This window comes from Quisquiliibacterium sp. (assembly GCF_982640115.1).
Genome location: NZ_CEXFHW010000022.1, coordinates 1 through 25357, shown reverse-complemented (window position 1 = coordinate 25357; position 25357 = coordinate 1). Strand labels below are relative to the sequence as shown.

Annotated in this window: 25 protein-coding genes; 8 read left to right on the top strand and 17 right to left on the bottom strand. The window is 70.3% G+C overall.

Annotated features, from left to right (window positions below):
• Positions 1-20: 20 nt before the first annotated feature.
• From AC2H6A_RS04540 to AC2H6A_RS04515, 6 genes are all read left to right on the top strand, one after another.
• On the top strand, positions 21-956 hold the full coding sequence (locus AC2H6A_RS04540; protein ID WP_484271951.1) for a branched-chain amino acid ABC transporter permease: 936 nt from the start codon (positions 21-23) through the stop codon (positions 954-956).
• Between the two features lie 48 nt (positions 957-1004).
• On the top strand, positions 1005-2069 hold the full coding sequence (locus AC2H6A_RS04535; RefSeq protein ID WP_484271950.1) for a branched-chain amino acid ABC transporter permease: 1065 nt from the start codon (positions 1005-1007) through the stop codon (positions 2067-2069).
• A gap of 98 nt (positions 2070-2167) precedes the next feature.
• Complete coding sequence (locus AC2H6A_RS04530; RefSeq protein ID WP_484271949.1) at positions 2168-3535, top strand: ABC transporter substrate-binding protein; 1368 nt, start codon at positions 2168-2170, stop codon at positions 3533-3535.
• A gap of 70 nt (positions 3536-3605) precedes the next feature.
• The gene (locus AC2H6A_RS04525; protein WP_484271948.1) at positions 3606-4412 is read left to right on the top strand and encodes an ABC transporter ATP-binding protein; all 807 of its coding nucleotides are present in this window, start codon (positions 3606-3608) and stop codon (positions 4410-4412) included.
• An 18-nt stretch (positions 4413-4430) separates the two neighbouring features.
• Positions 4431-5675, top strand: a complete 1245-nt coding sequence (locus AC2H6A_RS04520) for a phenylacetate--CoA ligase family protein (protein ID WP_484271947.1) — start codon at positions 4431-4433, stop codon at positions 5673-5675.
• A gap of 7 nt (positions 5676-5682) precedes the next feature.
• Positions 5683-7230: a pyridoxal-phosphate dependent enzyme gene (locus AC2H6A_RS04515; RefSeq protein ID WP_484271946.1), complete on the top strand. Its 1548-nt coding sequence runs from the start codon at positions 5683-5685 to the stop codon at positions 7228-7230.
• On the opposite strand, the gene AC2H6A_RS04510 is transcribed toward AC2H6A_RS04515, so the two are convergent.
• Positions 7206-8306: an alkene reductase gene (locus AC2H6A_RS04510; protein WP_484271945.1), complete on the bottom strand. Its 1101-nt coding sequence runs from the start codon at positions 8304-8306 to the stop codon at positions 7206-7208. The genes AC2H6A_RS04515 and AC2H6A_RS04510 overlap by 25 nt on opposite strands.
• A 134-nt stretch (positions 8307-8440) precedes the next feature.
• Between AC2H6A_RS04510 and AC2H6A_RS04505 the strand changes: the two genes are divergently transcribed.
• On the top strand, positions 8441-9235 hold the full coding sequence (locus AC2H6A_RS04505) for a sulfite exporter TauE/SafE family protein (RefSeq protein ID WP_484271944.1): 795 nt from the start codon (positions 8441-8443) through the stop codon (positions 9233-9235).
• On the opposite strand, the gene AC2H6A_RS04500 is transcribed toward AC2H6A_RS04505, so the two are convergent.
• Positions 9236-9763, bottom strand: coding sequence for an N-acetyltransferase family protein (locus AC2H6A_RS04500; protein ID WP_484271943.1), 528 nt, complete (start codon positions 9761-9763; stop codon positions 9236-9238).
• A 73-nt stretch (positions 9764-9836) separates the two neighbouring features.
• Between AC2H6A_RS04500 and AC2H6A_RS04495 the strand changes: the two genes are divergently transcribed.
• Positions 9837-10643, top strand: coding sequence for an SDR family oxidoreductase (locus AC2H6A_RS04495; RefSeq protein ID WP_484271942.1), 807 nt, complete (start codon positions 9837-9839; stop codon positions 10641-10643).
• 25 nt (positions 10644-10668) lie between these two features.
• Here the strand turns inward: AC2H6A_RS04495 and AC2H6A_RS04490 are convergent, their stop codons facing one another.
• The 15 genes from AC2H6A_RS04490 to AC2H6A_RS04420 all read right to left on the bottom strand — a co-directional run.
• A complete protein-coding gene (locus AC2H6A_RS04490) occupies positions 10669-11505 on the bottom strand; it encodes a carbohydrate ABC transporter permease (RefSeq protein ID WP_484271941.1) in 837 nt (278 codons plus the stop codon).
• Between the two features lie 8 nt (positions 11506-11513).
• A complete protein-coding gene (locus AC2H6A_RS04485; RefSeq protein WP_484271940.1) occupies positions 11514-12383 on the bottom strand; it encodes a carbohydrate ABC transporter permease in 870 nt (289 codons plus the stop codon).
• Between the two features lie 20 nt (positions 12384-12403).
• Positions 12404-13780: an ABC transporter substrate-binding protein gene (locus tag AC2H6A_RS04480; RefSeq protein ID WP_484271939.1), complete on the bottom strand. Its 1377-nt coding sequence runs from the start codon at positions 13778-13780 to the stop codon at positions 12404-12406.
• Between the two features lie 99 nt (positions 13781-13879).
• Positions 13880-14998 (bottom strand): alkene reductase, encoded by a 1119-nt coding sequence (locus AC2H6A_RS04475; protein ID WP_484271938.1) that lies wholly within the window; start codon positions 14996-14998, stop codon positions 13880-13882.
• A 2-nt stretch (positions 14999-15000) separates the two neighbouring features.
• Complete coding sequence (locus AC2H6A_RS04470) at positions 15001-15810, bottom strand: thioesterase family protein (RefSeq protein WP_484271937.1); 810 nt, start codon at positions 15808-15810, stop codon at positions 15001-15003.
• 16 nt (positions 15811-15826) lie between these two features.
• Positions 15827-16975: a zinc-binding dehydrogenase gene (locus tag AC2H6A_RS04465; protein ID WP_484271936.1), complete on the bottom strand. Its 1149-nt coding sequence runs from the start codon at positions 16973-16975 to the stop codon at positions 15827-15829.
• 26 nt (positions 16976-17001) lie between these two features.
• A complete protein-coding gene (locus AC2H6A_RS04460) occupies positions 17002-17943 on the bottom strand; it encodes an MBL fold metallo-hydrolase (RefSeq protein ID WP_484271935.1) in 942 nt (313 codons plus the stop codon).
• A 4-nt stretch (positions 17944-17947) separates the two neighbouring features.
• Entirely contained in the window at positions 17948-18388 is a 441-nt protein-coding gene (locus AC2H6A_RS04455) for a hypothetical protein (RefSeq protein ID WP_484271934.1), read from the bottom strand.
• Positions 18385-18597: a DUF1289 domain-containing protein gene (locus AC2H6A_RS04450; RefSeq protein WP_484271933.1), complete on the bottom strand. Its 213-nt coding sequence runs from the start codon at positions 18595-18597 to the stop codon at positions 18385-18387. Before AC2H6A_RS04450 ends, AC2H6A_RS04455 begins: the two co-directional genes overlap by 4 nt.
• Positions 18598-18642: 45 nt before the next feature.
• Positions 18643-19575 carry a hydroxymethylglutaryl-CoA lyase gene (locus AC2H6A_RS04445; protein WP_484271932.1) on the bottom strand — a complete coding sequence of 311 codons (933 nt, stop codon included), beginning with the start codon at positions 19573-19575 and terminating at the stop codon, positions 18643-18645.
• A gap of 30 nt (positions 19576-19605) precedes the next feature.
• Positions 19606-20628 (bottom strand): NAD(P)-dependent oxidoreductase, encoded by a 1023-nt coding sequence (locus AC2H6A_RS04440; RefSeq protein WP_484271931.1) that lies wholly within the window; start codon positions 20626-20628, stop codon positions 19606-19608.
• Positions 20609-21787 (bottom strand): serine hydrolase domain-containing protein, encoded by a 1179-nt coding sequence (locus AC2H6A_RS04435; protein WP_484271930.1) that lies wholly within the window; start codon positions 21785-21787, stop codon positions 20609-20611. Before AC2H6A_RS04435 ends, AC2H6A_RS04440 begins: the two co-directional genes overlap by 20 nt.
• Positions 21788-21812: 25 nt before the next feature.
• Positions 21813-23834, bottom strand: coding sequence for an acetyl/propionyl/methylcrotonyl-CoA carboxylase subunit alpha (locus AC2H6A_RS04430; protein WP_484271929.1), 2022 nt, complete (start codon positions 23832-23834; stop codon positions 21813-21815).
• Positions 23835-23845: 11 nt separating this feature from the next.
• Positions 23846-24667 (bottom strand): enoyl-CoA hydratase/isomerase family protein, encoded by an 822-nt coding sequence (locus AC2H6A_RS04425; RefSeq protein ID WP_484271928.1) that lies wholly within the window; start codon positions 24665-24667, stop codon positions 23846-23848.
• A 22-nt stretch (positions 24668-24689) separates the two neighbouring features.
• On the bottom strand, positions 24690-25357 hold a 668-nt coding region (locus tag AC2H6A_RS04420), incomplete at its 5' end, for a carboxyl transferase domain-containing protein (protein ID WP_484271927.1).

The following is a 25357-nucleotide window of genomic DNA, read 5'->3' as shown; positions in this document are numbered from 1 at the left end:
CCCCTTCAGGACTGTCGCTGATGAACCTCGGATTTCTGCTGGAAGTGGCGCTCGGCGGCCTGATGGCCGGGGTGCTCTACGCGCTGGTGGCGCTGGGCTTCGTGCTGATCTTCAAGGCCTCGGGGGTGTTCAACTTCGCCCAGGGCGCCATGGTGCTGTTCGCCGCGCTGGCCATGGCCCGGCTCTCGGAGTGGATCCCCGCATGGTTCGGCTTCGACAACCGCTGGCTGGCCAACGGCATCGCCTTCGTGCTGTCCGTGATCATCATGATCGTGCTGGCCTGGCTGATCGAACGGGTGGTGCTGCGCAAGCTGGTCAACCAGGAGGGCGTGGTGCTGCTGATGGCCACCCTGGGTGTCACCTACTTCATCGACGGCTTCGGCCAGACCGTCTGGGGCTCCGACATCTACAAGATCGACCTGGGCATCGCCAAGGAGCCGCTGCTGCTCTTCGAGGGCGTCTTCCAGGGCGGCGTGATGGTCAACCGCGATGACATCGTCGCCGCGGTGATGGCCACCATCCTGGTGGTGGTGCTCGCGCTCTTCTTTCAGAAGACCGCCACCGGCCGGGCGCTGCGTGCGGTGGCCGATGACCACCAGGCGGCGCAGTCGATCGGCATCCCGCTGAACCGCATCTGGGTGATCGTCTGGTCGGTGGCCGGCTTCACGGCGCTGGTGGCCGGCATGGTCTGGGGCAGCAAGCTCGGCGTGCAGTTCTCGCTCGCCATCCTGGCGCTCAAGGCGCTGCCGGTGGTCATCCTCGGCGGATTCACCTCGGTGCCCGGCGCCATCGTCGGCGGCCTGATCATCGGCCTGGGCGAAAAGCTTTCCGAGGTCTACCTCGGCCCGGTGATCGGCGGCGGCATCGAGAACTGGTTCGCCTACGTGCTGGCGCTGGGCTTCCTGCTGGTGCGCCCGCAGGGCCTGTTCGGCGAGAAGATCATCGACCGGGTCTGAACCCGGCCCGCCACCCACGCCCCTCGTCGCCCAACTCAGGTCATCCCGATGCTCTACCGCGAAAACGGCCAGTTCAAGACCGGCTACCCTGCCGACCAGCAGATCTTCCCGATCGTGCAGGACCGGGTCGTCATCGGGTTGCTGCTTGCCTTCGCCTTCCTGGTGGTGCCGCAGATCGGCAGCGAGTACCTGTTCAAGGCGATCCTCATCCCCTTCCTGATCCTGGCGCTGGCGGCCATCGGGCTGAACCTGCTGGTGGGCTACTGCGGCCAGATCTCGCTCGGCTCGGGTGCCTTCATGGCGGTGGGCGCCTACGCCGCCTACAACCTCACGGTGCGCATCCCCGACCTGAACCTCATCGTGGCCTTCGTGCTTGCCGGGCTGATCGCGATGGGCGCCGGCGTGATCTTCGGCGTGCCCAGCCTGCGCATCAAGGGTCTGTACCTGGCGGTGGCCACGCTGGCCGCCCAGTTCTTCTCCGACTGGCTGTTCACCCGCGTGAAGTGGCTGAGCAACGATTCCACCTCGGGCTCGGTGCAGGTGCCGGCGCTGGAGATGTTCGGGGTCAGCCTCGACACCCCGGCCCGCAAGTACCTGTTCGTGCTGGCGATCGTCTGCGTGTTCGGGCTGATGGCCAAGAACCTGGTGCGCGGTCACCTCGGCCGCTCCTGGATGGCGATCCGTGACATGGACGTGGCGGCCGCGGTGATCGGCATCCGGCCCATGCACGCCAAGCTCACCGCCTTCGCGCTGAGCTCGTTCTTCATCGGCGTGTCCGGCGCGCTCTGGGGCTTCGTGCACCTGGGCTCCTGGGAGGCGCTCGCCTTCGATGTCAATCGCTCGCTGAACCTGCTGTTCATGATCATCATCGGCGGGCTGGGATCCATCCTCGGCAGCTTCCTGGGCGCGGCCTTCATCGTCATCCTGCCCATCCTGCTCAACCAGATTCCGGCCTGGCTGGGCATCCCGATCTCGGCCGCCATGACCTCGCACCTCGAGTTCATGATCTTCGGCGCCCTGATCGTGTTCTTCCTGATCGTCGAACCCCACGGCCTGGCACGGCTGTGGTCGGTTGCCAAGGAGAAGCTGCGGCTCTGGCCGTTCCCGCACTGAGCGGCGGGCCTGTCCGTCATCCACCGTCACCATCCGAGCCGGCCGCAGATGCCGGCGAACCTCGCCCAGAACGACACATCCATACCAAGGAGATATCCATGAGGCAGACGATCCGCCACACGCTGATGGCCGCGGCGCTGGTTGCCGCCGGCGCCCTCGCACCCCAGGCGCCTGCGCTGGCGCAGGCCAAGAAGGCCGAGGCACCGGCCGCCGGTGCCAAGGAGCAGTTCATCCCGGTGCTGTCGTACCGCACCGGCGCCTACGCGCCCAACGGCATCCCGTTCGCCAACGGCTTCATCGACTACCTGAAGCTGGTCAATGCCCGCGACGGCGGCATCAACGGCGTGAAGATCACCTACGAGGAGTGCGAGACCGGCTACGCCACCGACCGTGGCGTGGAATGCTACGAGCGCCTCAAGGGCAAGGGCCCGACCGGCGCTGCGGCCTTCCACCCGCTGTCCACCGGCATCACCTTCGCGCTCACCGACAAGACCTTCAACGACAAGATCCCGCTGATCACCGGCGGCTACGGCCTGTCGGCCTCGGCCGAAGGCCGGGTCTTCAAGTGGAACTTCATTCTCGGCGGCAGCTACTGGGTGGCGGCCGACATCGTGATCCAGCACATCGCCGGACGCGAGGGCGGGCCCGACAAGCTCAAGGGCAAGAAGATCGCCTATGTCTACCATGACTCGCCCTACGGCAAGGAAGCCATCCCGCTGCTGGTCGAGCGCTCCAAGATGCACGGCTTCGAGCTGCTGCAGCTGCCGGTCACCCATCCCGGTGTCGAGCAGAAGGCCACCTGGCTGCAGATTCGCCAGCAGCGTCCCGACTACGTGGTCCTCTGGGGCTGGGGCGTGATGAACGGCACCGCGGTCAAGGAGGCGGTGGCCACCGGCTTCCCGCGCGAGAAGATGTACGGCGGCTGGTACGCCGGCGCCGAGCCCGATGTCCGACCGGCGGGTGACGCCGGCAAGGGCTTCACCGCGGTCACCTCGCTGTCGCCCTCGGGCCGCGGCAAGGTCCACGAGGACATCCTGAAGGTGCTCCACGGCAAGAACCAGGGCACCGGCCCGGCCGAGGAGGTGGGCGAGGTGCTCTACAACCGCGGCATCGTGCACGCGATGCTCACGGTGGAGGGCATCCGCCGCGCCCAGGAGAAGCACGGCAAGAAGCCGCTCACCGGCGAGCAGGTGCGCTGGGGTCTGGAGAACCTGGCCATCGACGATCGCAAGATCAAGGCGATGGGCTTCGAGGGCTTCATGCTGCCGTTGTCCACCTCCTGCGCCGACCACATGGGCATCTCCAAGGCGATGATCCACCAGTGGGACGGCAAGAAGTGGACGACCGAGAAGAAGATCTACGAGGCCGACATGAGCATCATCAAGCCGATGATCGATCAGGCCGCGAAGAAGTACGCGGGCGAGAAGAAGCTCGAGTACCGCGACTGCGCCAAGGACGCGAGCTGAGATCCCGCCGGGCGCGGGCCCGCCGCCCGTGCCCGGCCGCCCGTCCATCGGCCCCCCACAGGAAAGCCCCGTGACCACCGCCGCGCTGCTCGCCGTCAACGGCATCGAAGTCATCTACAACCATGTGATCCTGGTGCTCAAGGGCGTGTCGCTCACGGTGCCCGAGGGCCGCATCGTGTCGCTGCTCGGCGGCAACGGCGCCGGCAAGACCACCACGCTGCGCGCCGTGTCCAACCTGCTCAAGGGCGAGCGCGGCGAGGTCACCAAGGGCAGCATCGAATACCGGGGTGAGCGCATCGAGCGGCTCACCCCCTCGGACCTCGTGCGCCGCGGTGTCATCCAGGTGATGGAGGGCAGGCACTGCTTCGGTCACCTGACCGTCGAGGAGAACCTGCTCACCGGCGCCTACACGCGCGGGCTGTCGCGCGGCGATCTCGCCGCCGAGCTCGAGCGGGTCTATCACTACTTCCCGCGCCTGAAGACCCGCCGCACCTCGCAGGCCGGCTACACCTCGGGCGGCGAGCAGCAGATGACCGCGGTGGGCCGCGCGCTGATGGCCAAGCCGGCCATGATCCTGCTCGACGAGCCCTCCATGGGCCTGGCGCCGCAGATCGTGGCCGAGATCTTCGGCATCGTGCGCGACCTCAACCAGAAGGAGGGCGTGAGCTTCCTGCTGGCCGAGCAGAACACCAATGTCGCCCTGAAGTACTCCGACTACGGCTACATCCTCGAGAGCGGGCGCATCGTCATGGACGGGCCCGCCGCCGAGCTCGCCGACAACGAGGATGTGCGCGAGTTCTACCTTGGCGTCTCCAAGGAGGGGCGTGCGTCCTTCCGCGATGTCAAGGCCTACCGCCGGCGCAAGCGCTGGCTCTGACGCCCCTGGGAGCGCCTGATGAGCAGCTCACCGTTCTACGACGATCTCGAGACCCGCGAGCCGGAGGCCCGCGAAGGCGCGCTGATGGCCCGCCTGCCCGGGCTGGTGGCCCTCGCGCAGCGTGATGCGCCGGGTTGGGCGCGCCGCCTCGCCGGGGTCGACGCCAGGTCGGTGGCCTCGCGCAAGGCGCTGGCTGCGCTGCCGGTGCTGCGCAAGTCCGAGCTGAAGGAGCTTCAGCAGGCTGAACCGCCGTTCGGCGGGCTGACCACCCTGCCGCCCGGGCGCATGGGCCATCTCTACCTCTCGCCCGGCCCGATCTTCGACCCCGAGGGCGCGCGCCCCGACCCCTGGCGTTCGGCGAGGGCGTTGTGGGCCGCCGGCATGCGGCCCGGTCATGTGCTGCAGAACTGCTTCGGCTATCACCTCACCCCCGGCGCCTGGATGGTCGATCTGGCCGCGCGTCACATCGGCTGCGCGGTGATCCCGGCCGGCACCGGCCAGACCGAGCAGCAGATCGAGGTGATCCGCGCCCTGCGCCCCGATGCCTATGTGGGTACGCCCTCGTTCCTGCGCATCATCATCGAGAAGGCGCTGGAGACCGGCGCCGACATCGGCAACCTGCGCCGGGCGCTGGTCGGCGCCGAGGCTCTGCCGCCCTCGCTGCGCGCCTGGTTCCTGGCCCAGGGCCTGCAGACCGTGCTGCAGTGGTACGGCACCGCCGATGTCGGCCTGATCGCCTACGAATCCGAGGCCCTCGAAGGCATGATCCTCGAGGAGGACCTCATCCTCGAGATCGTGCGTCCCGGCACCGGTGAGCCGCTGCCCGATGGCGAGGTCGGCGAAGTGGTGGTCACGAGCTTCAATCCCGACTACCCGATGATCCGCTTCGGCACCGGTGACCTGTCGGCGGTGCTGCCCGGGCGCTCGCCCTGCGGCCGCACCAATGTGCGCATCCGCGGCTGGCTCGGCCGCGCCGACCAGACCACCAAGGTGCGCGGCATGTTCGTGCATCCCGGTCAGGTGGCCGAGATCGCCCGTCGTCATCCCGAACTCGGGCGGGTGCGCCTGGTGGTTTCGGGCGAGATGGCCAACGATCTCATGACCCTGCGGGTCGAAACGGCCGACGCACCCGAAGGCCTTGCCGACCGGGTTGCGCAGAGCCTGCGTGAGGTGACCAAGCTGCGCGGCGAGGTCGCCCTGCTGCCGCCGGGCAGCCTGCCCAACGACGGCAAGGTGATCGAGGACGCCCGCCGCTACGACTGAGCCTGGCGTGGTGCCCGATCCGGCCGACATCCTGCCGATTCTCACCGAGGGTGATCCGCGGCTGGCCGCCGTGGCCGCGCCGGTGCGATTTCCCGACGAGGCGTTGCCGGGCGTGCTGCAGCGGCTGCATGCCACGCTCGCCGACTTCCGCAAGCGTGCCGGCTTCGGCCGGGCGATGGCCGCGCCCCAGGTGGGCATCGGCCTGCGCATCATCGCCATGCAGCTCGGCGCCACGCCGTTTGCGCTGATCAATCCGCGGATCACGCGCGTCAGCGCCGACCGGGTCGAGCTGTGGGATGACTGCCTGAGCGTGCCTGACCGGCTGGTGCGGGTGAGCCGGCATCGCAGCATCGACCTGGTCTATCACGATGAGGCGGGCCGTGAGCGGCACTGGCGCGAGCTGCCCCTGGCGCTGGCCGAGCTCGTGCAGCACGAGATCGACCACCTCGACGGCATCCTGATGGCTGCGCGGGCCCACGGCCCCGACGCGGTGCGGCCGATCCGCGAGCGCGCCTTGCTGGTCGAGGCTGCCCGACCCGTGCACCGGCTCTCGCTGACCCGCATCGCGGCGGCGGCGGCCGACATTGCGCCACCCTTTCGGGACAGCCCGCAGTATGTCTGCGAGCCGCTGGCCGAGGCGCTTGGCTGCCGGCTCACGCTCAAGCTCGAGTGCCTGAACCCCATCCGCAGCTTCAAGGCGCGTGGTGCGAGCGTGCTGCTGGCCGACCTCGCGCGCGCCGGCGAGCGCGGACCGATCGTCTGCGCGAGCGCCGGCAACTGGGGGCAGGCGGTAGCCTGGGCCGGGCGCGCGCTCGGCCTGCCGGTCACGGTGTTCGCATCGCATGCCGCCAATCCGCTGAAGGTGGCGCGCATGCGCGCGCTCGGGGCCGAGGTGCGCCACGCCGGCGCTGACTTCGATGCCGCGAAGGACGCGGCGAAGGCCTGGGCCGCAGCCAGCGGCGCTCGCATGATCGAGGACGGTCGCGAGCCCCAGACTGCCGAGGGTCACGGCAGCATCGCCGTCGAGATGCTCGGGCGCGGCGAGGCCTTCGACGCGGTGCTGGTGCCGCTGGGCAACGGGGCGCTGCTGGCCGGCATCGCACGCTGGTTCAAGGCAGCCTCGCCGGCCACCCGGGTGATCGGGGTGTGTGCGCAGGGTGCGCCGGCCATGGCCCTCAGCTGGCGGGCCGGCCATCCGGTGGCCACCGCCCGTGCCGACACCATGGCCGATGGCATTGCGGTGCGCGTCCCGGTGCCCGAGGCACTCGCCGACCTTGACGGCCTGGTCGACGAGATCGTGCTGGTGCCCGATGCCGACATCATCGCCGCCATGCGTATGGCCTTCGCGCATGCCGGGCTGGTGCTCGAGCCCTCCGGTGCGGTCGGGGTGGCCGGCGTGCTCGCGCTGCGCGAGCGGCTTGCCGGCCAGTCGGTGGTCACGGTGCTGTGCGGCAGCAATCTCGCCCCCGCAGATCAGGCGCTGCTGCTCCAGGCGCCCCCCGATCGGGACGCGCCCCAGGGCAGTCCGGGTCAGGCCGCGTCCAGACTCGGGTAGTCGGTGTACCCGACCGCGCTCTGGCCGTAATAGGTCTGCGGGTTGGCGGGCGCCAGCGGCGCATCGCGGCGCAGCCGCTCGGGCAGGTCGGGGTTGCTGATGAAGGGCACGCCGAAGGCCACCGCGTCGGCCGCGCCCTGGGCCACGGCATCGAGCGCCATCTCGCGGGTGTAGCGGTTGTTGGCCACATAGGTGCCGCGGAAGCGCCGGCGGGCGAGCGCGAAATCGAAGCCCTCGAGGTTGCGGGTACTGCCGGTCTGGCCCTCGACGAAGTCGATGAAGGCGATGCCGCGTTCGCTGAGCGCATCGACCAGCGTGCCGTAGGTGGCCTGGGGGTTGGAGTCCTGACCGCAGTTGTTGGCATTGGTCACCGGCGAGAGCCGGATGCCGACCCGGTCCTTGCCGAACACGCCGATGCAGGCGTCGATGATCGACAGGGTGAGCCGCAGCCGGTTGGCGATGCTGCCGCCCCACGCGTCGGTGCGGTGGTTGGTGGCGTCGCGCATGAACTGCTCGAGCAGGTAGCCGTTGCCGCCGTGCAGCTCGACGCCGTCGAAGCCCGCCCGCTGCGCGATCAGCGCGGCCTGGCGCCATTGCTCGATCAGCACCGGAATCTCGTGGGTCTCCAGCGCACGCGGGGCCACGCGGTCCTTCTTGCCGGCGGGGGTGCGCACGATGCCGCCGGGGTTCACCGCCGAGCACGACACCGGCAGCGCGCCATCGGGCTGGAAGTCGGGATGCGAGATCGCCCCGACATGCCAGAGCTGGGCGACGATGCGCCCGCCGGCGGCGTGCACCGCATCGGTCACCAGCTTCCAGCCGGCCTGCTGGGCCGCGCTGTACATGCCCGGGGTGTCGACATAGCCCTTGCCCTGCGGCGAGACCTGGGTGGCCTCGCTGATGATCAGACCGGCCCCGGCGCGCTGCGCGTAGTAGGTGGCGTTGAGCGCGTGCGGCACATCGCCGTCGGGCAGGGCATGGCAGCGGGTGAGCGGCGACATGAAGACCCGATTGGCGCACGCGATGGCGCCGACGCGCACCGGTGAGAAGAGGGTGATGTCCTGGGAGGCGGTCATGGGCGGGGGCCGCGGTGCGGCGGTGGGTGTGGGGGAAGGGCACGGCGGCGCCGTGCCGGACGACGACGCAGCGAACGATATCAGCGTCGGGCCCGGCTGCCGGACCACCGTGTTCCAGGCGGTATGATCCGGGCATGTCCTGGCTCGCCGCCTACCTCGCGCTCGGCGCGATCATCGGCTTTCTTGCGGGCCTCCTCGGCATCGGTGGTGGCCTCACGCTGGTCCCGCTGCTCGCCGCGCTCTTCCAGGCCCAGGCCCTGAGCGCCGACCACATCGTGCACCTGTCCCTGGGCACGGCCATGGCCACCGTGGTCTTCACCTCCAGTTCCAGCGTGCGCGCGCACCACCAGCTCGGCTCGGTCGACTGGGCTCTGGTGCGCCGGCTGGCGCCTGCCCTGCTGCTTGGCAGCTTCCTGGCCACCTTCGTCTCGGGGTGGTTGCCGCAGCGCGCGCTGGCGCTGGGCTTTGCGCTGGTGGTCTTCGGCGGTGCCACCCAGATGCTGCTCGGGCGCAAGCCCGCGCCGGGCACCGGGCTGCCCGGCCGGCCGGTGCTGCTGGCCATCGGGGTGGTGGTGGGCGTGATCTGCGGTCTGGCCTCGGCCGGCGGCGCCTTCCTCACCGTGCCGCTGATGCTGGCCTGGGGAGTGAGCATGCAGCGCGCCATCGGCACCGCGGCAGCCATCGGTGTGCCGGTGGCGATCATCGGCATGATCGGCCATGTGATTTCGGGCTGGTCGGTGCCGGGCCTGCCGCCCTGGAGCCTGGGCTTCGTCTACCTGCCGGCGCTGGTCGCGGTGGTGGCCGCGAGCATGCTCACCGCACCCTTCGGCGCTCGGCTCACCCACCGCCTGCCGGTGGCCACGCTCAAGCGGGTGTTCTCGCTGCTGCTCTACGCCATGGCCGCCCGGATGGCCTGGGTCTACTGGTAGTCAGGCGGGTGAGCTGTCAGCGCCCTCGCCGAGCGCGCGCTGCATCATCACCACATCCAGCCAGCGGCCGAACTTCCAGCCCACCGAGCGCAGCACGCCGTTCATCTCGAAGCCGCAGGCCGCGTGCAGGGCGATCGAGGCCTGGTTGCCGCTGTCGCCGATCACCGCCAGCACCTGCCGGCAGCCGCGTGCCTGGCAGTCGGCGAGCAGGGCCTCGAGCAGGCGCCGGCCCACGCCCTGGCCCACGGCCTCGGGCGCGATGTAGATCGAGTCCTCCAGCGTGAACCGATACGCCGGGCGGGTGCGAAACAGGTTGGCATAGGCATAGCCGAGCAGCGCCTCGCCGCGCTGCGCCACCAGCCACGAGAAGCCGTTGCCCAGCACATCGGCGCGACGCCGGGTGATTTCCGCGAGCGACGGTGGCTCGAGCTCGAAGGTGCCGGTGCCGTGCAGCACATGGTGCGCGTAGATGGCCTGGATCTGCGGCAGATCGGCATCCCGGCTGGGGCGGATCGTGATCGGCGGCACGCCGGACTCACTGCGGGTATCGTTCATGGCTTCGCGGGCAGGGCCCGTAATCGGTGACTCAGGGGAGGATACGATGGATCTCGGACTCGGCGGCAAGGTGGTGGTGGTGACGGGCGGCAGCAAGGGCATCGGCCTGTCCTGCGCGCAGGGCTTTCTGGCCGAGGGCGCGCGGGTGGCGATCGTCTCGCGCGATGCCGGCAATCTCGCGCGCGGACGCGCGGCGCTGCTGCAGGCGGTGCCGGCCGCGGCCGCGCCGGGCCGGCTGATGGCGTTCGCCGGCGAGATGGCCGATCCGGCCGCAGTCAATGCGATGGTGGCGGCGGTGGAGTCGGGTCTGGGCCCGATCGATGTGCTGGTCACCTCGGCCGGCGCCGCGCGCCGCACGCCGCCCGACGAGCTCGAGCCCGCAGCCTGGCGGGCGGCCATGGACGCGAAATACTTCAGCTATGTCTTTCCGCTCGACGCGATCATCAAGCGCATGGCCGCGCGCGGCGCGGGCTGCGTGGTCAATGTCATCGGCGCGGGCGGCAAGGTGGCCAGCCCGGTGCACATGCCCGGCGGCGCGGCCAATGCCGCACTCATGCTCGTGACCGCGGGCATGGCCAGCGCCTATGCCGGCAAGGGCATCCGGGTGAATGCGGTGAATCCCGGCCTGACCCTCACCGAGCGGCTCAAGGAAGGCATGCAGGCCGATGCCCGCATGCAGGGCATCAGCCCCGAGGAGGCGCTCACCCGCGCCAAGGCTCGCCTGCCGCTTGGCCGCATTGCCACCCCCGAGGAGATCGCCAACGCGGTGCTGTTCCTGGCCTCCGACAAGGCGAGCTATGTGTCGGGCGCCATCCTGTCGATGGACGGCGCGGTCAATCCGATCGTGGTCTGATCGGGCCGCCCTCGGGGCGCGTCGATCAGCTCTTGACCGCCCCTGCGGTGAGCCCCGAGACCATGTAGCGCTTGAAGGCGTAGTAGATCGCCGCCGGCGGCAGCGCGTAGAGCACGCCGGTGGCCATCAGCAGCTCCCAGGGCGAGTCATCGGCCGACAGGAACAGGCCCAGCGCCACCGCCACGGTGATGTGCTTCTCGTCCGAGAGCAGCAGGAAGGCGTAGAGGTACTCGTTCCAGGCCAGCAGCACCGCGTACACGCCGATGGCCACCAGCGAGGGCGTCATCAGCGGCAGGTAGACCAGCCGGAAGAGCTGCCCGGCGCTGGCGCCGTCGACGATCGCGGCTTCGTCGAGCTCCACCGGCAGCTTGTCGGAGGCCTGCTTGAGCACCCAGATCGCGTAGGGCGCGGCCAGCGTGACCATGGCCAGGATCATCGACCAGCGGTTGTTCAGCAGGCCGTACAGGCCCATGGTCTTGTACATGGGGACCGCAAGGAAGGCCGCCGGGATGAAGTAGGTGAACAGCGCCGCGTTCATCACCCAGCGCCCGCCGCGCACCCGCAGCCGGCTGATGGCGAACGCCGCCATGGTGGCCACCACCAGCGTCAGCACACCCGTGACCGCCGCGATCAGCACGCTGGAGGCGATCTGCGACCAGAAGTTGCCGAGGTAATGGTGCTGCTGGGTGAGCACCAGTTCGACATTGCGCAGCGTGGGCGTCTCGGGCCACAGGCGGCCCGAGAAGGCGCTGTCCTTGGTCGACAGCGCGAACAGCAGCATGTGGTAGATGGGCAGCATCGTCCACAGCAGCACCGGGATGCCCACCAGCCACAGGCCGGCCTCATTGAGCAGCTTGCGCATCGCCGGGCCTAGTCGTCGTGCGGGCCGCGCGACAGCCGCTTCATCATGAAGAACACCAGCGGCAGCACCAGCGGCATGGCTGCCACGATGCTGGCCATGGCCATGTCGACCTGATCGAGCCGCAGGTAGCGGATGCCCAGCGTGGCCAGCACATGGGTGAGGTCCGACGGCCCGCCTCCGGTGAGCAGGTACACGCTGTTGAAGTCGCCCAGCGTCCAGATCATCGAGAGCAGGGTGCAGGTGATGTAGAGCGTGCGGATCGAGGGCCAGGTGATGTGGATGAACTGCTGGCGCCGGGTGGCGCCGTCCACCGAAGCCGCCTCGTAGAGGTCCTTGCTGATGGCCAGCCGGCCGGTGACGAGGATCAGCGTCCAGAAGGGCAGTGACTTCCAGATGTGCACCATGCCGGCCATCGTGAAGGCGATCCAGCGGTCATTGAGCCAGTTGGGGCCGTCCAGGCCGGTGAGCCGGAAGTAGACGCTGTTGATCACGCCCCACTCGGGGTTGAGCATGAAGCGGAAGGACAGGATGGTGGGGATGGACGGCACTGCCCAGGGCAGGATGAACAGCACCGCCAGGATGCGGATCCACCAGCGCTCGTGCACGAAGAAACCCGAGAGGAACAGCGCCAGCACGAACTTGATGTTCACCACCACCAGCAGGAACAGCGCCGAGTTGATCACCGCGTTGGCGAAGACCGGGTCCTGCCACAGGCGCAGGTAGCTGTCGGGGTTGCGCGCCAGCCAGAACCCGTAGAGCACCGGGTAGAGCACGAACAGGAGGAACACCAGCACGTAGGGCGTGATCATCAGCAGCCCCACGGTGTTCCACGATGCCGGGCGCAGCGGGCCGACCCCCGAGGGCCGGCCCGTCAGCACGGTGCCTGCTGCCGCCACTGTCAGCTGCCGGCGACCTGCATGGCGCGCGCGATCAGCTCATCGGCGGCGCGCTCGGGCGTCCACTTGTCGTTGACCACCCGGCTCATCGCCTTGGCCCACACATTCTCGTTGTTGAGGATGGTGAACTTCCAGTTGCGGGTGAACGGGAAGGTGCCGGTGCCGGCACGGAACTGGTCGGAGACCGCCTTGCGATGCTTGTCTTCCTTGGTCCAGAAGTCACGGTCGGCGGCTGCCTTGGTGACCGGGTACCAGCGGCCCAGCGCGCCCTCGGTGTAGGGCGTGAGGTTGGCCTCCTCCATCATGAAGGCGAGGAATTCGCGCGCGCGCTTCTCGTTCTTCGCGCCGGCGAAGGCCACCGCCAGCTTGATCGCCGCCAGGTAGTTGGCCGGCTTGCCGTCGGGCTTGTTCGGCCACTGCGCGGTGGCGATCAGCTCCTCGTAGTTGCGCTTGGCCTGCGCGCGCTGCTCGGCATTGAGCGTGGCATTGTTCATGTCGTCGAGCCACTTGGCCGCGATCGAGATCGTGGCGTTGTGGGTCATCAGCGTGGTCTTGTTGTGGAAGGCGACATTGTTGTCGGGATCCTTCCAGCTGATCGACGAGGGCGGCGTGCAGCCCTTGGCCATGATGTCGGTGTAGTCCTTCAGCGCCGCGATCAGCCCGGCGCGGTTCTTCGCCTCGCCCAGCGTGACCTTGCCGTTGTCATCGACCACCTGGACATTGTGGGCCAGCATGAACTGGTGGAAGCTGAAGAACGAGTCGGTGCCATCCACGCCCATCGGGTGGCCGATGGCGAAGGTGCGCTTGCCGGTCTTCTGGCGATGCGCCGGCTGGACCTTGTCGCACCAGAAACTCCAGTAGTCCTTCCAGCCCTTCGGGATGTCCTCGGGCTTGAAGCCCGCCTCGGCGAGCATGTCGGTCCAGTACTGGATGTGCATGGTCTGCTGGTAGACCGGCACCGCGTAGTAGGCCTTCTTGCCGCCCGGGCCGGGCAGCAGCGCGGTGGACAGCGTGTTGGGCAGGAACTTGTCCTTCATCGGGTTGAGCACCGACGACAGGTCGAGCAGCTTGCCTTCGCTTGCCCACTTGCCGGCCACCTGGAAGTCGAAGGTCAGGCCGAAGGCGACATCCGGCGGCGAGCGGGAATCGAGTGCTGCCACGGTCTTGGGGATGACGTCCTGCACCGGGTAGAGCGAGAGCTCGACCTTCACGCCAGTCTTCTGCTCGAACCGGTAGATCATGGTGTCGAGGGCCCGGTCTTCGGCCGGATAGAAGCCCTTGGTGAACCAGACGACCAGCTTTTCCTGGGCGGCGGCCGGGCTGCCGGCAAGGGCGAGTGCGGATGCGGCGAGTGCGCCGGCGAGTGCTTTCCTGAGCATGTCTCCTCCTTGGATGGGGGCCCGGTCTGCGCCGGGCGTGTCGCGCAGTGTGTGCGGGCGAACGCGGCGAGTCAATCGGCCGCGTGCCCGCGCCGGCCCTCAGGCCGGGCTGCCGTCGAGCAGGGGGTAGTCGGTGTAGCCGGCCGGGCCGCGGCTGTAGAAAGTGGCGCGGTCGTAGGGGGTGAGCGCCGCGCCTTCGCGGATCCGGCGTGGCAGGTCGGGGTTCGAGATGTACAGCCGACCGAACGCGATCGCATCGGCCTCGCCCGCGGCGACCATCGCCGCGGCGCTGTCGCCCCGGAAGTTGCCGGCGGCGATCAGCACGCCGCGCCAGGCCGGGCGGAACAGCCTGGCCGCCGAGGGCACATTCTGGTGATCGACCTCGGCCTGGCCGGCGCCGCTGGCCCGCGGCTCGATCAGGTGCAGGTAGGCCAGGCCCAGGCGGTCGAGCTCGCCGATCAGGTGGCTGTAGAGCGGCATGGGCTCGTCTTCGCCGCTGTCATTGGCCACCCCGAAGGGCGACAGGCGGATGCCCACCCGGTCGGCGCCCCAGACCTTCGCCACCGCCTCGGTGACCGCGAGGCTCAGCCGGCAGCGGTTGGCGATCGAGCCGCCCCAGGCGTCGGTGCGCCGGTTGGTGCGCGACTGCAGGAACTGTTCGAGCAGGTAGCCGTTGGCCGAGTGAATCTCCACACCGTCGAAACCGGCCTGCTTGGCATTGCGCGCGGCCTGCGCATAGCTCTCGATCAGCGCCGGGATCTCGTCGGTCTCGAGCGCGCGCGGTACCGGGAAGGGCTCGCGGGTGAACTGGGCGGTGGTGCACTGGCCCTTCGCGGCAATCGCCGAGGGGGCCACCGGCAGCCCGCCGCCGGGCTGGTGCGACGGGTGCGAGAGCCGGCCCATGTGCCACAGCTGCAGGAACACCTTGCCGCCCTTGGCGTGGATGGCCTGGGTGATGCCGGCCCAGCCGGCGATCTGCGCCTCGGTGTGGATGCCGGGGGTGGTGGGCGCGCCCTTGCCCTGCTGCGACACCTGCGAGGCCTCGGCGATGATCAGCCCGCCGTCGGTGGCGCGCTGGCCGTAGTAGACCGCGTTCATCGGCACCGGGGCATTGGTCTGCGGATCGGCGCGCATGCGGGTGAGCGGCGCCATCACCACGCGGTGGGCGAGTTGCAGCGGGCCGACGGCAAGGGGCTTGAACAGCGATGCGGTGGACATGGTCAGGATTTCCTTTCGGCCTGGCGCACCAGGGCCAGTTGTCGGGCTTGCGCCACCAGACGCCCTGTGCTGTCCCACAGGGCGCCGTCCTCGATGATGCGGCCGTCGCTGAAGTCGAGCGTGCGGAACTGCCCGAGCATCCAGCCCGGCGCCGGTCGGTGCCGCACCTGCACGGTGAGCTCCACCGTGGGCACCCAGCCGACATTGCCGAGCAGTCCCATCACCGAGGGCGGGAAGGTGTCGGCAAACAGCAGGCAGGCCATCGGGTCGGGCTCGCGCCCGTCGCGAAAGCGGATCCAGCCGGTGACCTGCGGGCGGCCGGCCTTGCCCGGCACGGCCTCCTCGGGCGCGAGCCGGATGTCCAGCCGCTGCAGGATCGGCAGCATCAGGCTCTGGGCCTCGCCGGTGCGCGGCTCGCACTGCTCGGGCGGCGGCAGCACCGGGGGCGGTGGCACCAGCACCGGCTGGTCGGCGCCGGCAAGGTCACCCATCGCGGCCAGCACCTCGATGCGCGCCTCGCCCTGCTGCTCGAGCGTGGCCCGCGCGGTGCTCAGGGTGCGGCCGGCGCGCAGCCGCTGCGTGCGGATGCAGCAGTCGGTGTCGGGCACACCCGGGCGCAGGTAGTGCACCGTGATGCTCAGCGGATCGGGGTGGCCCGGGCAGGCCTGGCGCAGGGCGTCGGCCGCCAGCGACAGCAGATAGCCGCCGTTGGGGTTGGTGCCGATGTTCCAGGCGGCATGCACCCGGCCGTCCCAGGTGTGCTCACCCGACGGCGTGGTGCGGATCTCCTCGTCGTAACGAAAGCCGGTCACGATGCGCGGGCGGCGCTCAGAGCGTCGCGTCGAGGCTGGGGTTGATCAGGAACTTCTCGCCGGTGGCCTGCTTGCCGTAGACCGAGATCGCCTCGGTGCTGAGGGCGCCTGCCAGCGAGACCTCGCGGGTGTAGTGGCTGGCGAAGGTGGTCTTGAGCTCGTCGAGCACCCGCTGGCGCAGCTTCTGGCCCGCCTCGAAGCCGATCTTCTGCAGGAAGGGCGTGAGCAGCCAGCCGCCCACCGCCCAGGCCATGCCGACATTGCGGTTGATCTCGGTGGGGCCACGGTCGAGACCGCCATAGATGTAGACCTGCTTGTGCACGCTCGAGCCGTACCGGTTGTACTCCTTGGCGTTGCGGCCGATGGCGGCTTCCATGGAGGTCAGGATCTGGCTGGCCAGGCGCCCGCCACCGATCGCGTCGAAGGCGATGGTGGCGCCGGTGGCCGCGAGCGCATCGGTGAGGCGGTCGGCGAAGTCGGCGTCGCCGGAATTGACCACATGCACCGCGCCCTGGGCGCGCAGCAGCGCCGCCTGCTCGGGCTTGCGCACGATGTTCACCAGCGGCACGCCGTCCTTCAGGCAGATGCGGTTGAGCATCTGGCCGAGGTTGGAGGCGGCCGCGGTGTGAACCAGCGCGGTGTGGCCCTCGCGGCGCATGGTCTCGACCATGCCCAGCGAGGTGAGCGGATTGACGAAGCACGAGGCGCCCTCGGCGGCCCGGGTGCCGGCCGGCAGCACCAGGCACTGCACCGCCTTGATCGCGCGGAACTGCGCGTACATGGCACCGCCCAGGATGGCCACCGTCTTGCCCATCAGCGCCTGCGCGGCCGGCGACGCGCCCGCCTTGACCACCACGCCGGCGCCCTCGTTGCCCACCGGCATCGACTGGTTGAGCCGGCCGGCCATGGCCTTCATGAGCTTTTCGGGCACGGTGGCGGTGATCACCGGCCGGGCGGCGCTGCCGGCGGCGCGCGCCGTGCCGATGTCGGCAGTGCCGAACAGCAGACCCAGGTCGGAGGGGTTCATGGGCGAGGCCTGCATGCGCACCAGCACCTCGTCATCGGCCGGCTCGGGGGTGGGCACCTCGGCAAGCGAGAGCTCGAGTTCGCCGGGGCGGATCAGCGAGCGCAGTTGCAGCATCGTGCGGGGCAGGGTGTCGGTCATGGTTGTCTCCGGAAAGGGTGGGGTGTTCAGCCCGTGGGCTCGAGGTTGATCAGCGTGCCGTCCGGCTCCAGCCCGAGCTGCCCCTGGGCAAGGAGCTCGTCGAGGCTGCGCCGCAGCGCCTCGTCGGGCGTCAGGCCGAGTTGCGCGGCTGCCCCGCCGACGGTGCGCGAGCCCGCGAGCTCGGCCAGTGCCTGGGCCATCGGCAGGCGCCCATGGTCGAGCAGCATGAACTTGAGCATCACCTTGACGGCGTTGCGGGGGCTGCGGTGCGCATCGTCGCGGAAGGCTTTCAGTCGGCTGCGGGCGCGGGCGAGGGCGGCGGGCACATCGGTGATGATCGGTCCGTGCCCTGGCAGGGCGAGGTCGACCGGCAACGCGGCGATCAGCTCGAGCACCGCGGCCTGCTCGGCGAAGCCCGAGGCGCCGGTGAGCTCGGGGAAGATCACGCCGAAGCCGTTTTCCCACAGCGCGTCAGCCGAGATCAGCAGCCGCGCCTCGGGGCAGTGCAGCACCAGCGAGTCGGGGTCGTGGCCCGGCGCACCATGCGCCTGCCAGCGCAAGCCGCCGAGCACGAGGCTGTCGCCCGGCGCGAGGCCGTCATGGGCCGGGAAGCGCTCGCAGTGCTGGCGGAAGTCCTGGAAGGTCAGCCGCTCGTTGTCCCAGCGCCGAACGCTGTCGAGCATGGAGGCGGGCACCGTCACCCGCGCGCCGCTGGCCTGGTGCAGCGCGAGATTGCCGCCGCAGTGGTCGGAGTGCAGGTGGGTGTTGACGATGCGCCGCAGGCGGTCCATGCCCAGGCCCTCGCGGGCCAGCAGGTGCGCCACCAGCGCCACGGTCTGGGCACTGTGCCGGTGGTAGCCGGTGTCGACCACGGTGGCCTCGCGCGCGTCGCCCTCGCCGTCGAAGAACACGAACAGGTTGCTCGACAGCCAGTCGCGCTGCACGAAGCGCATGGCCGGCGGCAGCACGGGGTCAGCGCCGGAAGCTGGCATCGATGTCGGCGAAGGCCGTCAGCAGCGCCTTGTTGCCGCCGTGCACCGCCTTGAAGGGCCCGCGCGGTGTCATCAGCACGAGGCGCGGCATCAGGGGCATGCGCACCAGCCGGGCACGGGTGATCTCGTGCCAGGCGTAGTCCTTGGGGAAGATCCAGTCCTGGCGGATGCCGCGCGAGTCGATGGTGGTCTTGCCGGTGAGGATGTACCAGGTGCTCGCGAGCAGCACCACCGCGGCGGCGGCCATCAGCATGAGCACCGGCCAGGCGACATCCGGGCGGGTGGCCATCACCTGGCCACCGTAGGCGAGCAGGCTGACCACCGTGCCGGCGGTGGTCCAGCGTGCCCACAGGGTATAGGCCGGGCCGATCACCGGCACGGCGAAGCGCTGCTCGGGCAGCTGGACATCGGGCGCGCTCATGCCGGCCGGCCGATCTGGCGGCCGGGCAGCGCGGCCATCACCTCGGCGCGGCGGGCCTCGCCCATCGAGCCCCAGGTGGCGATCTCTTCGATGGTGCGCAGGCAGCCCACGCACCAGCCGGTGCGCGGGTCCATGCGGCACACCGACACGCAGGGGCTGGCGATGGTGCGCCGTGGCGGGCGCGAGGGCGGCGGAATGATCGAGGCCATGGGGGCGGCGGACCGGCGGCGGGTCTGGCGGGCAGACCCGGGCGCTCAGGCGGCTTGCGCCTTCTCCTCGCGAGCGAGCTTCTTGGCGTGCAGGGCATTGCCGGCGCGCGACATCGATTTGCGCCCCAGGAAGGCGCTGATCCACTGGCCGGCGTCGACCATCTGCTCGAGACTGATGCCGGTCTCGATGCCCAGCGCATCGAGCAGGTAGAGCACATCTTCGGTGGCCACATTGCCGGTGGCGCCCTTGGCGTAGGGGCAGCCGCCCAGACCGGCGATGGACGCGTCGAAGCGCGACACACCCACCTCCAGGCTGGCGTAGACATTGGCGATCGCCTGGCCGTAGGTGTCGTGGAAGTGGCCGGAGATCTGGTCGAGCGGGTACTCGCGCGCGGCGGCTTCGAGCACGCGCTTGACCTGCTCGGCATTGGCCACGCCGATGGTGTCGGCAATGCCGATCTCGTCGCAGCCCATGTCGCGGAAGCGCTTGACCACATCGACCACCGAGCTCACCGGCACGTCGCCCTGGTAGGGGCAGCCGAAGGCCACCGAGACCGCGGCGCGCAGCCGCAGGCCGTTGGCCTTGGCGGCATTGGCCACCGGGGTGAAGCGGTTGATGCTCTCTTCGATGGAGCAGTTGATGTTGCGGTGGGAGAAGGCCTCGCTGGCGGCGCCGAAGATCACCACCTCGTCGGCCTTGGCGGCGAGCGCGCCCTCGAAGCCCTTGATGTTGGGGGTGAGCACCGAGATGGTCACGCCGGCCGGGCGCGGAATGCGGGCCATCACCTGGGCGGCGTCGGCCATCTGCGGCACCCACTTGGGCGAGACGAAGGAGGTGGCCTCGAGGTTGCCCACGCCGGCGGCCAGCAGCCGCTCGCACAGCCCCACCTTGATGTCGACCGGCACCGGCTGCTGTTCGTTCTGCAGGCCGTCACGCGGGCCGACTTCGGTGAGAAAGACGCGTTTCGGAAGGCTCATGTCGGGCTCCAGGATGGGGGCGGGTTGGGGTCAGTAGCCGCGGGCGCGCTGCACGATGCCACTGATGGGAAGGCCTTGCTGAAGGCGCAGGATCTTGTCGGTCACCTGGCGGGCGCCGGGAGCGATCAGGGTCTGCGCCGCCACATGCGGTGTCAGGCGGATTCTAGGGTGTTGCCGGAAAGCGTGCCCTGCCGGCAGGGGCTCGATGCGGAACACGTCCAGCGTGGCGCCGGCCAGCCGGCCGGCATCGAGCGCGGCCAGCAGCGCGTTGTCGTCGATCAGTTCACCGCGCGCGACATTGACCAGCCAGGCCTCGCGCGGCAATGCCGCCAGGGCTGCCGCGTCGATCAGATCGCGGGTCTCGGGGGTGAGCGGCGCCATCAGCACCAGCAGGTCGGCCTCCGCGAGGAAGGCCGTCCACTGCGCTGCGCCGTGCCGGCAGCGCACGCCGGGCAGCGCTCGCGGCCCGCGGGCAAAGCCGCTCACCGGGAAGCCCAGGGCGGCCAGGCGCGTGGCCACCGCCCCGCCCAGCGCGCCCAGACCCACGATGCCCACCCGCAGGTCGGCCGGCGCGCGTGCCGGCAGCTCCTGCCAGCCGCCGGCACGCTGCTGCGCGCGGTAGTCGTCCTCGTGGTGCAGCCGGCGCAGCGCCTCGTGCAGGCAGTAGCGGAACATCTGGTCGGCCATGCCGGCGTCCTCGAGCCGCACGATGGGCAGCGCGGGCGGCAGGCCGGGCAGGGCCAGCAGGTGATCGATGCCGGCGCCAGCGGCCAGGAAGGCGGCCAGATCGGGGTTGTCGGCGAAGAAGGCGGCCGGTGGGCGCCAGCCCACGCCGTAGTGGGCGACGGGCGCGCTGCCGGGCATGGGACTGACGCCGGTGGCGTGGGCGGACGCGCTCGGGTCGCTGCCCTGCGCCGCGGCCGCCCATTCCCGCACCTGTGCGGCGGGCAGCAGGCTCTGCAGCGCCTGCCGCCACTCGGCGCGGGCCTGCGGATCGGGATGGACCACGCTCAGGCGCAGCCCCTGCCCGGTCTCAGTCGTCGAGGGCGGCATAGACCATGGTGCGGAACAGCGCCCGGTATTCGTCGCGCTGCACCGGGGCCTGCACCATCATCACGGCGAACAGCTCGCGCGCCGGGTCGACCCAGAAGGTGGTGCCGGCGATGCCGCCCCAGAAGTAAGAGCCCACCGAGCCGGGCAGCGGCGCCACGCCGGGCTCGGTGCGCACCGCGAAGCCCAGGCCGAAGCCGTGACCGGGCGGCAGCAGCGGGCTGTCGCGGCGGATGCCGCCGAGGTGATCGGCGGTCATGAAGGCCAGGGTGTCGCGCGAGACAAGGCGAGCGTCGTCGAGCCGGCCGCCGCCGGCGAGCATCTTGAGGAAGCGGACATAGTCGGGCACGGTGGAGATCAGCCCGCCACCGCCGCTCTCGAAGCGGGGCGGGCGACGCGGGTCGAAGAGCTTCACGGCCGCGCCCGAGTCGGGGTCCTGCGCGAAGGGCTCGGCGATGCGATGCTGCTGGGCGGGCTCGACATGGAAGGCGGTGTCGGTCATGCCCAGCGGCTGCAGGATGCGCTCGCGCAGGAAGGCGCCGAGCGGCTGGCCGCTGGCGATCTCCACCAGCCGGCCGAGCAGGTCGGTGGATCGGCTGTATTCCCACTGCGTGCCCGGCTGATGGGCCAGCGGCAGCGCTGCAAGGCGGCGGGCCTGCTCGGCGTTATCCTGGGTGGGCTCGTGCAGCTTGGCCGCGGCGTAGCGCCGATGGACCTCGCCGGTGCCCACGAAGTCGTAGGTCAGGCCCGAGGTGTGGCGCAGCAGGTCCTGCACGGTGATGGAACGCTGCAGCGGTGCGAGCCGGTTGCCGTCGGCGCCCTCGATGAGAACCCGGGTCTGCGCGAACTCGGGGATGAAGCGCTCCACCGGGTCGACCAGTTTCAGGCGGAAGTCCTCGAGCAGCATCATGATGGCCAGCGACACGATCGGCTTGGTCATCGAGAAGATGCGAAACAGCGTGTCATCGGCCATCGGCGCGCTGCTGCCGGGGGCCTGCACGCCGGCCCGATGGGTCCATGCGATGCGGCCGCGCCGGCCGATGGCGGCCACCGCGCCCGGCAGTCGGCCGCGGTCGATGTCGGACTGCAGGGCGGCGGCCAGCCGCTGCAGCCGGTCGGGGTTCAGACCGGCAGCCTGCGGGCTGCTCCATTCGATGTTCATGGGTGTCTCCGTGAGTGGGGGCGGCTCAGCCGGCCTTCATGGCGAGCAGCGCGGCGCCTTCGGCCACCTGATCGCCCACCTGGTGCAGCAGTTCGGCGACCACGCCGTCGGCCGGCGCGGCGATGGTGTGCTCCATCTTCATCGCTTCCATGACCATCAGGGGCTGGCCGCGCGACACCGTCGCGCCGGCGGCCACCAGCACCGCCACCACCTTGCCGGGCATGGGCGCGACCAGACCGCCGACCGCATCGACATCGTCGCCGGCCTGCGCGAGCGCCGGGCGCCAGGCGAGGCTCACCTGGCCCTGCGGGGTGAACAGGTGGAGCATCTCGCCGTCGGCCACCGCACCGCAGTCGAACGCCTCGCTGCCGGCCAGACCGCTCAGGCGCCGCGCCGCCGCGTCCCAGCGCAGGTCGGCAAGGCACACCGCCTCGTCACCGGCGAACACGGTGTGCCCGCTGCGGGCATAGGCCACCCGCACGCTGTGGATGTCGGCGCCGGCGGCGAAGTGCATCTCGCGCTCCTGGTGCGCGCCCAGACGCCAGCCGTCACGCTGCTGCCAGGGGTCGGCGGCATCGGCGGCCGCGGCCGCCTCGTCGCGTTCGCGGGCCAGCACCAGGCCGGCGGCCAGGGCCAGGTCGTGGGCCGAGGGCCTGCGCGCGCCGGGCATCAGCGCGGCGCGCTCGCGCTCGATCAGGCCGGTGTCGAGATCGGCGCCGGCGAACGAGGCGCAGCGCATCAGCCGCCGCAGGAAGGCGATGTTGGTGTGCAGGCCCACCACCTCGAAGCGCGCCAGCGCCGCATCCATGCGCGCGATCGCGCCCTCGCGGTCGGGCGCCCAGGTGATCAGCTTGGCGATCATCGGGTCGTAGAAGGGCGAGATCGCATCGCCCTCGCGCACGCCGCTGTCGATGCGCACCGGCGCGGTTGCGCCCTCGGCTTCGCGGCTGAAGGCGGTGGCCGGCGGCGTGCGCAGGTGGCGCAGTTGCCCCGTGGAGGGCAGGAAGCCCTTGTCGGGGTTCTCGGCATAGACCCGCACCTCGATGGCGTGGCCGTCGATGCGCAACGCGTCGGCCTGCGCCGGCAGCGGCAGGCCGGCGGCGACCTTGAGCTGCCACTCGACCAGATCGAGGCCGGTGATCATCTCGGTGACCGGGTGTTCGACCTGCAGCCGGGTGTTCATCTCCATGAAGAAGAAGCGCCCGTCGGGATCGGCGATGAATTCGACCGTGCCCGCGCCGACATAGCCCACCGCGCGCGCTGCCGCCACCGCCGCCTCGCCCATGGCGCGCCGTCGCTCCGGGCTCATGCCGGGCGCCGGCGCCTCCTCGATGACCTTCTGGTGGCGGCGCTGCACCGAGCAGTCGCGTTCGAACAGCGACACGCAGTTGCCGTGGCTGTCGCCGAAGACCTGGATCTCGATGTGGCGCGGCCGGGTGACATAGCGCTCGACCAGCACCGCGTCGTCGCCGAAGGCGTTCTTCGCCTCGCGCTGGCAGGAGGCGAGGCTGGCCTCGAATTCCTCGCTCGCGCGCACGATGCGCATGCCCTTGCCGCCGCCGCCGGCGCTGGCCTTGATCAGCACCGGATAGCCGATCGTGTCGGCCTGCGCCCGCAGGAAGGCCGGGCTCTGGTTGCTGCCGTGGTAACCGGGCACCAGCGGCACGCCGGCCTTCTCCATGAGGGCCTTGGCCGCCGACTTGCTGCCCATGGCGGCGATCGCCGAGGCGGGCGGGCCGATGAAGACCAGCCCGGCGTCGGCCACCGCCTGGGCGAAGTCCTCGTTCTCGGACAGGAAGCCGTAGCCGGGGTGGATGGCCTGCGCGCCGCTGGCCAGCGCGATGCGGATGATCTCGTCGCCGCGCAGGTAGGACTCGCGCGCCGGCGCCGGCCCCAGCCGGAAGGCCTGGTCGCAGGCGGCCACATGGCGCGAGCGCGCGTCGGCGTCGGAGTACACGGCCACGGTGCCGATGCCCAGCCGCCGCGCGGTGGCGGCGATGCGGCAGGCGATCTCCCCGCGGTTGGCGATCAGAATTCGGGTGAACATCGCGGCTCCGTTCAGTCGTCGTCTTCGGGGGTGGCCGCCGGCGGCGGCGGGGGCACCCAGCGCGGCGGCCGTTTGGCGAAGAAGGCGTCGATGCCCTCCTGCGCGTCGTCGCTCGCACGCACCCGCGCCAGACGGGCGGCGGTGTCCTCGGCGATCGCGTCGTCGATCGGCTTGCCGGCAAGGTCGAGGATCAGGTTCTTGCACTCGGTGAGCGCGTTCGGGCTGCCGAGCACGAGGTGGCCCAGGATGGCGTTGACCGTGGCGTCGAGCTCCTCGGGTGGGGCCAGTTCATGCACGAAGCCGATCCGGTAGGCCTCGGCGGCATCGAAGACCTCGGCGGTGAGGAAGTAGCGCCGGGCATGCGACACGCCCATCGCCTTCATCACGAAGGGGCTGATCATCGCCGGCAGCAGTCCGAGCTTGGCTTCCGACAGGCAGAACTTCGCGTTGTGCGAGGCCACCGCGATGTCGCAGGCCGCCACCAGGCCCATGCCGCCGGCGAAGGCCGGGCCGTGCACGCGCGCCACGGTGGGCTTGGGGCTGTCATGGATGAGACGCAGCAGCCGCGCCAGACCGATGGAATCTTCGTGGGCCTGCTCGGGCGTCATGGCCCGCGCCTTCTTCAGCCAGTTCAGGTCGGCGCCGGCGCAGAAGGCCTTGCCGCGGCCGGCCAGCACGATGGCGCGCACCGCGTCGTCCTCGATGGCCGCCGAGAAGGCGTCGGTGAGCTCGGCGATGAACACATCGTTCATCGCGTTGCGGGTGTCGGGCCGGTTCAGCCAGATCAGGGCGATGCCCTGGGCGAACTCGGTCTGGATCATCTGGTAGCTCATGGGGTCTCCTGGGCCGGGGGCCTCAGATGCGGAACACGCCGAAGCGGGTCTCGGGGATGGGTGCGTTCAGTGCGGCCGATAGGCCCAGGCCGAGCACCCGGCGGGTGTCGGCCGGGTCGATGATGCCGTCGTCCCACAGCCGCGCGGTGGCGTAGTAGGGATGACCCTGCTCCTCATACTGCGCGCGGATCGGCGCCTTGAAGGCCTCCTCCTCGTCGGCGCTCCATTGGCCGCCGCGGCCCTCGATGCCGTCGCGCCGCACGGTGGCCAGCACCGCGGCGGCCTGCTCGCCGCCCATCACGCTGATGCGGGCGTTGGGCCACATCCAGAGGAAGCGCGGCGAGTAGGCCCGGCCGCACATGCCGTAATTGCCCGCGCCGAAGCTGCCGCCGATGATCACCGTGAACTTGGGCACCTGCGCGCAGGCCACCGCGGTGACCATCTTGGCGCCATGCCGGGCGATGCCTTCGTTCTCGTACTTGCGGCCCACCATGAAGCCGGTGATGTTCTGCAGGAACACCAGCGGGATGCCGCGCTGGCAGCACAGCTCGATGAAGTGCGCGCCCTTCATCGCCGACTCGGCGAACAGCACGCCGTTGTTGGCGATGATGCCGACCGGGTGGCCGTGCACGTGCGCGAAGCCCGTGACCAGCGTGCTGCCGTACTCCGCCTTGAACTCGGCGAAGCGGC

What these genes read in the sequence shown, in the direction of transcription:
- AC2H6A_RS04540 (WP_484271951.1), top strand. Translation starts at nt 21, where the DNA reads ATGAACCTCGGATTTCTGCTGGAAGTGGCGCTCGGCGGCCTGATGGCC.
- AC2H6A_RS04535 (WP_484271950.1), top strand. Translation starts at nt 1,005, where the DNA reads ATGCTCTACCGCGAAAACGGCCAGTTCAAGACCGGCTACCCTGCCGAC.
- AC2H6A_RS04530 (WP_484271949.1), top strand. Translation starts at nt 2,168, where the DNA reads ATGAGGCAGACGATCCGCCACACGCTGATGGCCGCGGCGCTGGTTGCC.
- AC2H6A_RS04520 (WP_484271947.1), top strand. Translation starts at nt 4,431, where the DNA reads ATGAGCAGCTCACCGTTCTACGACGATCTCGAGACCCGCGAGCCGGAG.
- AC2H6A_RS04510 (WP_484271945.1), bottom strand. Translation starts at nt 8,306, where the DNA reads ATGACCGCCTCCCAGGACATCACCCTCTTCTCACCGGTGCGCGTCGGC.
- AC2H6A_RS04505 (WP_484271944.1), top strand. Translation starts at nt 8,441, where the DNA reads ATGTCCTGGCTCGCCGCCTACCTCGCGCTCGGCGCGATCATCGGCTTT.
- AC2H6A_RS04495 (WP_484271942.1), top strand. Translation starts at nt 9,837, where the DNA reads ATGGATCTCGGACTCGGCGGCAAGGTGGTGGTGGTGACGGGCGGCAGC.
- AC2H6A_RS04490 (WP_484271941.1), bottom strand. Translation starts at nt 11,505, where the DNA reads ATGCGCAAGCTGCTCAATGAGGCCGGCCTGTGGCTGGTGGGCATCCCG.
- AC2H6A_RS04480 (WP_484271939.1), bottom strand. Translation starts at nt 13,780, where the DNA reads ATGCTCAGGAAAGCACTCGCCGGCGCACTCGCCGCATCCGCACTCGCC.
- AC2H6A_RS04475 (WP_484271938.1), bottom strand. Translation starts at nt 14,998, where the DNA reads ATGTCCACCGCATCGCTGTTCAAGCCCCTTGCCGTCGGCCCGCTGCAA.
- AC2H6A_RS04465 (WP_484271936.1), bottom strand. Translation starts at nt 16,975, where the DNA reads ATGACCGACACCCTGCCCCGCACGATGCTGCAACTGCGCTCGCTGATC.
- AC2H6A_RS04455 (WP_484271934.1), bottom strand. Translation starts at nt 18,388, where the DNA reads ATGAGCGCGCCCGATGTCCAGCTGCCCGAGCAGCGCTTCGCCGTGCCG.
- AC2H6A_RS04450 (WP_484271933.1), bottom strand. Translation starts at nt 18,597, where the DNA reads ATGGCCTCGATCATTCCGCCGCCCTCGCGCCCGCCACGGCGCACCATC.
- AC2H6A_RS04445 (WP_484271932.1), bottom strand. Translation starts at nt 19,575, where the DNA reads ATGAGCCTTCCGAAACGCGTCTTTCTCACCGAAGTCGGCCCGCGTGAC.
- AC2H6A_RS04440 (WP_484271931.1), bottom strand. Translation starts at nt 20,628, where the DNA reads ATGCCGCCCTCGACGACTGAGACCGGGCAGGGGCTGCGCCTGAGCGTG.
- AC2H6A_RS04435 (WP_484271930.1), bottom strand. Translation starts at nt 21,787, where the DNA reads ATGAACATCGAATGGAGCAGCCCGCAGGCTGCCGGTCTGAACCCCGAC.
- AC2H6A_RS04430 (WP_484271929.1), bottom strand. Translation starts at nt 23,834, where the DNA reads ATGTTCACCCGAATTCTGATCGCCAACCGCGGGGAGATCGCCTGCCGC.
- AC2H6A_RS04425 (WP_484271928.1), bottom strand. Translation starts at nt 24,667, where the DNA reads ATGAGCTACCAGATGATCCAGACCGAGTTCGCCCAGGGCATCGCCCTG.